Raw genomic sequence first — 9,774 nt, forward strand, 5'->3', positions numbered from 1 at the left:
AACGGCGTGCCGCCGCACCCGGTTCGCCCTCCGCCACCAGCGCCGACGCGAGGAGCAGCCGCGCCTGCCACGGGGAGAGATCACCGGCGAAGACCGCGCCCGCCGCGGCGAGATCCGCACCGGCCCCCGCGTAGAGGCCGACGACCGGTCCCGCCCCGGTGCGGCTGGTGACCAGGACGGGAACGCCCTGCGCCAGAAGTCGCAGGCAGGCGCGTGTGGTCGCGGGTGTCGTGTTGCCGGAGCCGAACCCGGCCACCACCACACCGCGTGCGCCCCCGGCGACCGCGTGCTCCAGCGCGGAGGCATCCGCCCCGAGGTACTGGGGGAACACGTCGACCCGCGGCAGCTCGGACGTGCCGGCGGGGAGCAGCGGGTGCGGGCGGGGCGCACCACGTCGGCGCAACCCGGCCTCGTCGACGTGTCCGACCGGGCCGTATCCCGGGGCGTCGAAGGCGTGCAGCGCGAGCGTGTGCGACTTCCGGACGCCGACCGCCGGGAGGATCTCGTCGGCGAAGGCGACGGTGACCCCGGTGTCCACCGCCTCGGGGGAGGCGGCCCAGCGCAGCGCGACGGCCAGGTTGCGCGGGCCGTCCGGAGCGGGGTCGTCGAACGGCCGCTGCGCGCCGGTGAGCACCACGGGTCGCGGGCCGGAGTGGGTCAGCGCCAGCAGGAACGCCACCTCCTCCAGCGTGTCCGTGCCGTGGGTGAGCACGACCCCCTCGACTTCGGCGGCGGCCTCGGCGACCGCGTCCGCGAGCCGGAGCACATCCGGCACGGTCGCGGCGAAACTGGGGATGCCGGCGAGGTCCCGGGGCCGGACGTCGAGGTCACCGAGGTCGAACACCGACCCGGCGGCCTCGGCGAGAGTGGCGGCGCCGACCTCCACCCGGCGGCCGCCCTCGGCCTCGCGGGTGGCGATCGTGCCGCCCGTGGCGAGCAGGACGAGATGCTGCACAGAACCTCCGCTCACGAGTGCGTAGCCTCATGCGTGCGACCCGGACCCGGCCGAGAGCGGAAACAGGACGATTGCCGGCGGTGTACCCGGCCGGGTCCGGCCCAATCGTGAGTACGGCACGATCGGGGTAAGACGCGCGGTGCGGGCCGTACCACCCCGAGACGCGTAGTACGCCAATTGCCGCTGACGCGACGCGGTGCCCAAGTGAAGTGTGCTTGACTTGATGAAGTTCCAGATAACGGAATCGCCGAAGCAGAGACGGAAAGGTCGCCGTTCAGCGGGCGCGCGGTCGTGCGGAACGACGGGTCCGAAGGAGTGGGTATGAGCAGGGTGGTCGCTGATATCTCGATGTCCCTCGACGGGTACGTCGCGGCACCGGGCGTGGATCTCGAGCACGGCCTCGGCATCGGCGGTGAGGCGATCCACGCGTGGGTGCTGGAGGAGCCCCGCTCCACCGTCGACGAGGCGGTGCTGGCGCGCGGCTTCGAGACGACCGGCGCCGTGGTGATGGGGCGGCGGCTGTTCGACATCGTGGACGGCCCGCACGGGTGGTCCGACGATGTCGGGTACGGACACGACCAGGATCAGTCTGCCGCACCGCCGTGCTTTGTCGTCACCCACGAACCGCCCGGTCAGGTGCGGCTCGCCTCGAGGTTCCGATTCGTGACCGGGGGCGTGGCGGACGCCGTCGACCGGGCCCGGGCGAGCGCGGGCGACAACGACGTCGTCGTCATGGGCGGTGCGAACGTCCTCGACCAGAGCCTGGCGGCGGGACTGGTCGACGAGCTCCGTATCCACCTGTCGCCCGTGGTGCTCGGTGGTGGCACGCGGCTGTTCGACCTCGTCGGCCGGACGACGCTGGTCCAACGGGAGGTCACCGAGTCGCCGCGGGCGACCCACCTCGTCTACGACGTCGTCGGCACCGACATGGAATGACTGTCCGGCCGAATCGGCCCGGAGGCCGGGCGGTCTCGTGGTTCGTGCTCATCACCGCGGTCGGCGTTGCCACGTCGGGTTGGCTCACCGGTCAGTCCGCCGCGGCGGGAGCCGGCGCGGTGTGCCGCGCGGTGAGGGGCATCAGAGCCAGTCCTGCGAGCAGGAACAGCGCGCTCAGCCCGAGCCAGCCCAGTTGCATGCCGCTGTCCACGAGCCAGGCGAACAGCACCGGGCCGGTGATCATGCTCAGGTCGAACCCGATGTTGTAGAAACCCTGGTACTGCCCGAGCGAGGACTCCGGCGCCAGCCCGTACAGGATGCCCCAGGACGAGGCCGCATACAGGACGTCGCCGCCGACGAGGACGAGCGCGAGGGCCAGCACCGTGGCGACGGCGGCAGGCCCGTGGTCGGCCAGCGCGGCCACCGGGAACAGCAGCGCCGCCGCGGCGAACAGCGCGGCACCGCGTCTGCCCGCGCGGGCCGCTGCCGGCACATCCGTGATGCGGCGGCTCACCGGGATCTGCAGCAGTACCGTGCCCGTTGTCTGCACGACCAGAGCCACCGACACCAGCCACAGCGGGGCGTGCATCTGCGTCGCCACCCACAGGGGCAGGGCGACGGTGAGCATCGACTCCGGCAGCATCAGCACGCCGTGACACGCGGTCAGCAGCGCGAACCGGCGGTCCCGCAGTGCCCCGGAGCGGCCCTCCGGCGTTGGTCGGGGAGTCGGGAGAGGGGCCTGTGCCGGCGCGAGGCGCGCTCCGGCGAGCCGCACCAGCAGCCCCGCGACCAGGAATGTCGCCGCCTCCACCACGAAGCCCACCCGGAACGCGGTGAGCGAACCCCACGCGAGCACGAGCGCGCCGAGACCGAGCCCGGCGACCATCGCGACGTTGCTCAGTGTCCTGACCACGGCCCGGTAGCGCACCCGGCGCTCCTCGTCGACCGCCCGTCCGATCAACGCTCCGATCACCGCCGCGCCGCCCCGGCCGCACACCGTCAGCACACTCAGCAGCACCAGTGCGAGCCAGGCCGGGGACACGGTGAGGGCCAGGGTCGCCACGCCCATGGTCCACACCAGTGCCAGGTAGATCCGGTGGCCCTCGCGACGGTCGGCCAGCCTCCCGGCCAACGGCCCCGACACGAGGCCCAGTACCGCGGCGACACCCATGCCCACCCCGTAGACCGACGGGCTGAGGCCGACGTGCAGGTTCAGGTAGATCGCCAGCGACGAGTACGACAGACCGGTGCCGAGGTAGAGCACGGCGAGCGAGATCGCCAGAGACCGTTCCTGCGTGCCCTTCAGTTCGTCCAGCGAGAAGGTGTCGCGCAGGGACGGCATGGCGGAATCCTACCGACGCCCCGCCCCGATCGTGGTCGCTTTGCCGGAGCTCAACCCGCCGATTCGCCGGAGGTTTCCACGGTGTCACCGTCGTGTCGGGAGAGTCGGTCGTTGCTCACCAGTCGCGGAGCGGCGGCGACCAGGACGGTCGCGGCGGCGGCCGTGCAGAGCGCGAGTGCGGTACCGGGTGTGGCGGTTCCGGTGAGAGCTCCGAACAGGCCGGAGCCGGCTGCGGCGCCGAGGTTGACCGAGGTGGTGATCCAACCGTTCGCTTCCGTCCGGGCGTGGGAGTCGACGCGGGTGTCCGCGGCGATGTACCCGGTGATGAGTAACGGGGCGACGAAGGCGCCCATCACACCGATGCCGACCACGAGTACCGCGGTGGAGCCGATGATCCCGGCGGCCGCGCTGGTCCCGATCAGGCACGCACCGAGGACGAGCAGCTGTCGTTCGATCGATGCGCGGGGAGTCACCCGGCCGTACAGCAGGCCACCGAGTGCGCTGGAGCCGGCGAACAGGGCGAGGATGACACCCGGGAGCACCGTGGCCCCTTCCGCGGCGCCGAGGGCGGGGGCCGCGATCTCGACCGCGCCGAGGATGACACCCGGAACCATGATGGCCAGAACCACCGGGGGAAAACCGGGCGTGCGCAACGGTGTCGCCGCGGTCCGTGCGGAAGTCGGTGCCCGTGTCCGGAGTCCGTTCCGGTGTCGGGAGAGCGGGCTGCTCACGAAAAGAACCGTGCCGACGGCGACGCATCCGGCCGAGGCGGACAGTGCCAGTACCGGACCGGTGAGCGTGGTGAGGACCGCGGAGACCAAGGGGCCCACGGCGAAGATCACCTCTTCGGCGACCGTGTCCAGGCTGAGACCGCGAGTGCGCATCGGCCCGCTGGCCAGCGCATCGGACCAGAGCACCCGCATCGTGGAGCCGAACGGGGGAATCGACGCTCCGGCGACGACGCCGAGGAACAGCAGGACGGGTAACCCGGCCTCCGGCCGCGCGGCGAACCCGACGACGACCACCGTATGGATCGCGCCGAGGATGGACATGGTTCCTGTCTGCCCGAAACGGTCGATGGCCCGGGCCCGCCACGGTGTCGCCACCACGTTCGCGATCCCCAGAACGGCCGTGACGGCGCCGCTCACCGCGAACGAGCCACCTCCGGACTCCAGCAGCAGCACCAGAGCGAGCCCGGACATCGCGAGCGAGAAGCGGCCCAGGATGTTCGGAAGGAACGAACGCGCGACGTGCCGCTCCCGCAGCGCCGCCCGATAGGACAATTGTTCGGTTGACACGTCATCTCCGAGGCACGGCGCGCCACCACGAATGACAGGAAACGCGGGATGGGCGCGCGGGCTGACACGGTCCTGCGCCGGAACGGCGCCCGGAAACCCGCCCGGGTCGGCACTCGGATCTGCGAGGGGCGGGTCGCAGGACCGTCAGCTGAAGATGACGAGGAACTGGAACATCGACGGCACCGTAGCATGAATCAGGCAAGTGCCGGGGCAGCTACCGGCCCCGGAATTCCCGGTCCTCGTGGCGGGGGAGAGTGCCGACCCGACCCCGTAACCGATCGACGGCCGGTTCGTTGCCACGAGCGTGGCGCTGTCGACGGGAAACGATCGGCGGAGTGCGACACACCGCCCGTGCCGACGGTACCGATGTCCGTGACCACGGAGCTCGTACCGATCCAAGGACCGCGATGTGCGTACCTCCCTCCCGTTGACCACCCTGGCTGCGCTCTCGGCCCTGTCGCTCGCCGCGCCGGTCGCGTTCGCCGGGCCCGCCACGCCGGCCGCCTCCGCTCCCGAGGACTGCCGACCCCCGGTGGCCGTCGGCGCCGCCGAGCCGGCGTGCAATCCCCACCTGGCGGACTCGCCGTGGCCCGGAAACCATCGGAACTCCTACGCCCAGGCCTCCTCCCCGTTCCCGGGCCCGACCGGGCCTGCCGAGCGGATCAACGTCGACCACGACGGTGTCGCGTCCGCGCCGATCGTGTTGTCGTTCTCGCCGGAGTACCCCGACGGTGACCGGGTGATTTGGGCGTCGACCGTGGGGTTCACCAACGAGATCCTCAAGATCGACCCCGAGACGGTCACGGTGATCGACAAGTACATTCCTCAGCTTGAGGAGGGGGCCGGGCCGGGCACCAACTCGGTGTCCGGGGCGTACAACCTCGTCGATGCCGACAACCGCCTCCACGTCGGACAGGCGACGGCGCTCGAGGTCTACGGGGACGCCGACCCGGGGCGCCGGGACTCGACCATCGCACTGCTGCGCCGATTCGACCTTCCCGCGGAGGCACTCTGCGGCGATGACGACCAGCTCGTCGGCCTCACGATGACCTATGACGGGCACATCGCCTTCACCACCGAGAAGGGCATGGTCGGCGTGGTGCCCCGCAGTCCCGAACGCATGACGGCCGAGCACCTGCGCACCTTCCCGATCAACGGCCAGGACTGCGCGGGCGGGCCCGACGGCGAGGTCGAGACGGTCTCGAACTCGATCGCCGCGGACGAGAACGGCGGCCTCTACGTCGTCACCAGCCGTGCGATGTACCGGATCGACTGGGACGGTGCCGAACTCGCGCAACGTTGGCGTTCCGGGTACGCCGGTGCGGGCAGCTCCGGTGGCGGCCGCCTCGGCGCCGGATCCGGTTCGACCCCCACGCTGATGGGCACCGCACCCGGGGACGACAGATTCGTGGTCATCACCGACGGGCAAGAACTGATGCACCTGGTGCTGATGTGGCGCGACGAGGTCCCCGCGGGCTGGGAGCCGATCAGGGAAGGGGCCGACCGCCGCATCGCCTGCGAGGTGCCGGTGACGTTCGGGGACGGGGACGCGGACCGCTCCCTGTCGGAGCAGTCGGTCCTGGTCCGTGGCAACAGTGCCGTGGTGGTGAACAACCTCCAGCGGCTGGACCCGGTCCTGCGCCGGTTGCCGTCCCGGGTCGCGCCGTACTCGCAGTTGCTGTCCGGGCTGCCCGGCAACGCCCCCGCCGGCATCCAGCGGGTCGCGTGGGATCCGGAGAGCAGGACGTGCGACGTGGTGTGGTCGAACCCCGATGTGGCGATCCCGAACGGGATCCCGACCATGAGCGCCGCGACGGACATGCTCTACGGGATCGGGACGCGCGACGGCGTCTGGACTCTCGAAGGTCTGGACTGGGACACCGGCGAGGTCGCCCTGACCGTGGAGACCACCGCCTTCCCCACAAGCAACAGCTTCTACGCCGCGACGACCGTCGGCCCCGCCGGGACGGTCTGGACCGGGAACTTCGGTGGCGTCACCCGCTTCGAATCCTGCGATCCCGCTCGGGAACCGGACTGTGGTCGCCGGCTCGGCCCGGTGGAGGCCACTGTGGGGACCGTGCCGAGCGACTCCGGGGACGCGTTGCGGGACACGGTCGGGCTGCCCAACGACAGCGGGGCGACAGGGTGATCACGGGTCCTCCCCGGACTCCTCCATCACCGGGCGCACCTCCACCGCGGCGGAGCGTGCGTCGGGAATGCGCGAATCGGCCGACGACATCCGTGCTCGTTCGGGTTCGCCGTCGACGGGATCCCACGGCATCACCACCTCTGGGAAGGAACAGCGGCTCGGAGCGACCGTTCGTGTTAGCATTGAAAGCAGTGACAGCGTGGAGGGGTGGATATGGCGACGTTGACGGTGCGGGACTTCGACGACGAACTGAAGGCCGAGCTGCGGGTTCGCGCGGCGGAGCACGGCCGGTCGATGGAGGCGGAGGTGCGTGACATCCTGCGCCGGGCGTTGACGCGGCCTTCCTCCGATGAGGGGATGGCGACACGGATCCGCCGCAGGTTCGCCGGGAGTGGGGACCTGTCGATCGAGCCGCCCGCCCGGACGGAACCGGCGCGGGCCGCGGAGCTGGAGGAATGACCGTCCTCGACACGAACGTCGTGTCCGAGCTGATGCGCCCCGAGCCCGATCGCGGGGTGATGGCGTGGGTGGACCGTATGCCGCCCGAGGACGTCTTCGTCACCGCGGTGACGGCGGCCGAACTGCGCTATGGGGCGGCTCGCCTGTCGGACGGTCGCCGCAAGCGCGAGTTGGTGGTGAAGGTGGAGGAGTTGTTCGCCGAGGACTTCCGGGGCAGGGTTCTCCCTTTCGACGACGCCGCGGCCGGTTGTTATGCGGAGATCACCGTGGCACGGGAGCGGGAGGGCCTGGCGGTCAGCATGGCGGATGCGCAGATCGCGGCGATCTGTCGCTCGCACGGTGTTCCGCTGGCGACCCGCAACACCAAGGACTTCTCCGGTACCGGGGTGGAACTGCTCGATCCGTGGAACCACACCACGGAGTAGGCGGTTCGGCTCAGCGGGTGTGCCGGGCGAGCCGGGACACCCCGTCGATCGCGAGGCGACCGACGGGGGCACCGGCTGTGGCGACCCGGAGGGCGGCACGCGCGTCCTCACCGTGCCGCCGGAGAGGACCGGTTCACCGAGCCCCGGCGATGTTCAGGAGCGCGGGGTGACCTTCAGGCCCCGGTAGCGGTTCAGGGCGGCGTGCACCTCCTGGCGGCGGGGCAGCGCGAGGTGGCCGGGGTGGCCGCTGTGCGGGGACAGCGAGTCCAGCCCCTCCTCCTCGACGCGGTCGTAAACTTCGTCGATCGCCTCGCGCAGGGAGAGCCGGCCGTCGAACTCGTCGGCGAGCCGGTCCAAAAACCGCGCCACCGCGTTGGTCTGCGCCGGGTCGACCAGCTGGACCACCGCGCCCAGGTCGAGGGTCTGCGTGCCGAACTGCACCGCGCCGCGCCCCTTCGCCTTGGCGGGCTTGGTCTTGTTCTTCGGCCGCAGCGCCGAGGCCGCGGGCACCCGTGCCGCCGTACCGGTGAACACCGACTTCTCCCGGTCCGCCTTCCCGTCCGGCTCGCGCGGGGCGTCGGCGATGTCGTGGGCGGCGTCGGTGACGTCGTGCGGGGTGTAGGCGTCCAGGGCGATCACGTGGTCGGCGACGGCGAAGAACGCGCCGGAACCGCCCGCCACGAGCACCGTGGACACGCCCGCTTCCTCGTACAGCGGGCGGATGCGGTCCACGAACGGGGTGATCGGCTCGCGTTCGGCGGGGATGAGCCTGCGCATCAGGTTGTCGCGGATCATGAAGTTGGTCGCCGAGGTGTCCTCGTCGATCAGCAGCAGCGACGAGCCGGTCTCGGTGGCCTCCACGAGGTTCGCCGCCTGCGAGGTGGACCCGCTGGCGTTGGTGGAGGTGAACCGGGTGGTGTCGGCGCCGGAGGGCAGGTCGGTGATGAACGGGGAGATGTCCACCCCGGTGACCGCGCGGCCGTCCTCGGCCCGGATCGTGACGGCGTCCGGCCGGGTGACGACCCACTCGCGGCCGTCGCCTGCCAGGTGCGGGTAGACGCCGCGTTCCAGGGCACGCAGCAGGGTGGATTTGCCGTGGTAGCCACCGCCGATGATGACCGTGACACCCTCCTGCACACCCATGCCGGTGACCGTGCGGCCGCTGGGCAGGTCGAACGACACCCGCAGCGACTCCGGGCTGTCGAACGGTTTCGCGCCCTCGTCCATCGGCAGGTCGGAGTCCCCGGAGCGGCGCGGCAGGATCGCGCCGTCGCCGACGAAGGCGACCAGCCCGCGTTCGGCCAGCCGGGCGCGCAGGTGTTCCTGGTCGAGGTGCAGCGCCACGTGGGCGCGCAGCGCGTCGGCGTCCAGGTTGGCGTGGATCAGGGACGACTCGACGATCTCCGGCACGATCCGGGTGAGGATGGTGGAGGCGGCCTTGCCGAGGACGCTGCGGCCCTTCGCGGGCAGCGCCACCTCGAACCGGGCCTCCACGCGGTCGTCGGCGACCAGCACACTGGTGCGGGGCAGCACCTCCTGCCCGGGGGCGCCGATCGAAACGGCGCCGCCGTCCCGGGACTCACGCGCCGCGCGCCGGGTGGCGTCGTGACACCGCCGGGTGAGGAAGTCGCTCACGGCGACCCGCTTGAGCGGCGTGTCCACCAGGTCGGCGGGCAGGCCCGCGGTGGCGGCGTCCACGATCGCGCGCGCCTTCGACGGCGGCGCGTACGGGTCGACCTGCACGTTGTCCACCGAGAGCTGGAAGCGGCCGAGGTCGTAGGTGCCGCGCAGCTGCTTGTAGGAGCCGTACCCGCGTCCGTCGATGGCGGTGAGGGTGCGCTCCAGCGTCTGACGTGTCTGCATCGAAAATCAACTCCCGCGGGTGGGCGACGTCGGGGACGGGGGCCCGGACGGGGCCGTCGCGCGAGGACGCGCCGCGGGGCGGTAACGGAAAGAAGTCATGCGCGACCCAGTCTGCCACAGGCGGGGCTCGGGCGTCCGCCACCGCGGACGGCGACGGTGGATCACGGCACGGACCACCGGTACGGTCCCGTGATCGACGCCGAGGTGGGAGCGGAGGTGCCGCGTGCCGGAACGGACACGGTCGTGGTGGGGGTGGGGGACCGTCGCCGACGCGGTCACCGGGCCCGAACGGGACGCGCTGCTGCGGCGGGTCGCCGCGCTGCTGCCGGGCGCCGAGCTGACCGACC

The 9,774-nt window shown here is 71.6% G+C and carries 8 protein-coding genes; 4 read left to right on the top strand and 4 right to left on the bottom strand.

Going from position 1 to position 9,774, the window contains the following annotated elements; genetic code table 11:
* On the bottom strand, window positions 1-955 hold a 955-nt coding region (locus ACTIR_RS23885), incomplete at its 3' end, for an asparaginase (protein WP_065388601.1).
* Window positions 956-1,276: 321 nt separating this feature from the next.
* Between ACTIR_RS23885 and ACTIR_RS0116665 the strand changes: the two genes are divergently transcribed.
* On the top strand, window positions 1,277-1,891 hold the full coding sequence (locus tag ACTIR_RS0116665; protein ID WP_026455140.1) for a dihydrofolate reductase family protein: 615 nt from the start codon (window positions 1,277-1,279) through the stop codon (window positions 1,889-1,891).
* Window positions 1,892-1,982: 91 nt separating this feature from the next.
* On the opposite strand, the gene ACTIR_RS0116670 is transcribed toward ACTIR_RS0116665, so the two are convergent.
* Window positions 1,983-3,233, bottom strand: coding sequence for an MFS transporter (locus ACTIR_RS0116670; RefSeq protein WP_026455141.1), 1,251 nt, complete (start codon window positions 3,231-3,233; stop codon window positions 1,983-1,985).
* Window positions 3,234-3,283: 50 nt separating this feature from the next.
* Window positions 3,284-4,531 carry an MFS transporter gene (locus tag ACTIR_RS0116675; protein ID WP_026455142.1) on the bottom strand — a complete coding sequence of 416 codons (1,248 nt, stop codon included), beginning with the start codon at window positions 4,529-4,531 and terminating at the stop codon, window positions 3,284-3,286.
* A 409-nt stretch (window positions 4,532-4,940) separates the two neighbouring features.
* Between ACTIR_RS0116675 and ACTIR_RS0116680 the strand changes: the two genes are divergently transcribed.
* From ACTIR_RS0116680 to ACTIR_RS0116695, 3 genes are all read left to right on the top strand, one after another.
* Window positions 4,941-6,680, top strand: a complete 1,740-nt coding sequence (locus tag ACTIR_RS0116680; protein ID WP_026455143.1) for a hypothetical protein — start codon at window positions 4,941-4,943, stop codon at window positions 6,678-6,680.
* Window positions 6,681-6,893: 213 nt separating this feature from the next.
* A complete protein-coding gene (locus ACTIR_RS0116690; RefSeq protein ID WP_026455144.1) occupies window positions 6,894-7,139 on the top strand; it encodes a FitA-like ribbon-helix-helix domain-containing protein in 246 nt (81 codons plus the stop codon).
* Entirely contained in the window at window positions 7,136-7,564 is a 429-nt protein-coding gene (locus ACTIR_RS0116695) for a type II toxin-antitoxin system VapC family toxin (RefSeq protein ID WP_026455145.1), read from the top strand. Before ACTIR_RS0116690 ends, ACTIR_RS0116695 begins: the two co-directional genes overlap by 4 nt.
* A 153-nt stretch (window positions 7,565-7,717) precedes the next feature.
* Here ACTIR_RS0116695 and ACTIR_RS0116700 read toward each other — a convergent pair whose 3' ends face one another.
* Window positions 7,718-9,427, bottom strand: a complete 1,710-nt coding sequence (locus tag ACTIR_RS0116700) for an ABC-ATPase domain-containing protein (RefSeq protein WP_026455146.1) — start codon at window positions 9,425-9,427, stop codon at window positions 7,718-7,720.
* Between the last annotated feature and the right edge of the window lie 347 nt (window positions 9,428-9,774).

Source organism: Saccharomonospora iraqiensis subsp. iraqiensis (assembly GCF_000430445.1).
In the GTDB taxonomy this organism is placed as follows: domain Bacteria; phylum Actinomycetota; class Actinomycetes; order Mycobacteriales; family Pseudonocardiaceae; genus Saccharomonospora; species Saccharomonospora iraqiensis.

Coding starts and splice junctions, on each gene's coding strand:
- ACTIR_RS0116665 (WP_026455140.1), top strand. CDS start 1,277: ATGAGCAGGGTGGTCGCTGATATCTCGATGTCCCTCGACGGGTACGTC.
- ACTIR_RS0116670 (WP_026455141.1), bottom strand. CDS start 3,233: ATGCCGTCCCTGCGCGACACCTTCTCGCTGGACGAACTGAAGGGCACG.
- ACTIR_RS0116690 (WP_026455144.1), top strand. CDS start 6,894: ATGGCGACGTTGACGGTGCGGGACTTCGACGACGAACTGAAGGCCGAG.
- ACTIR_RS0116695 (WP_026455145.1), top strand. CDS start 7,136: ATGACCGTCCTCGACACGAACGTCGTGTCCGAGCTGATGCGCCCCGAG.
- ACTIR_RS0116700 (WP_026455146.1), bottom strand. CDS start 9,427: ATGCAGACACGTCAGACGCTGGAGCGCACCCTCACCGCCATCGACGGA.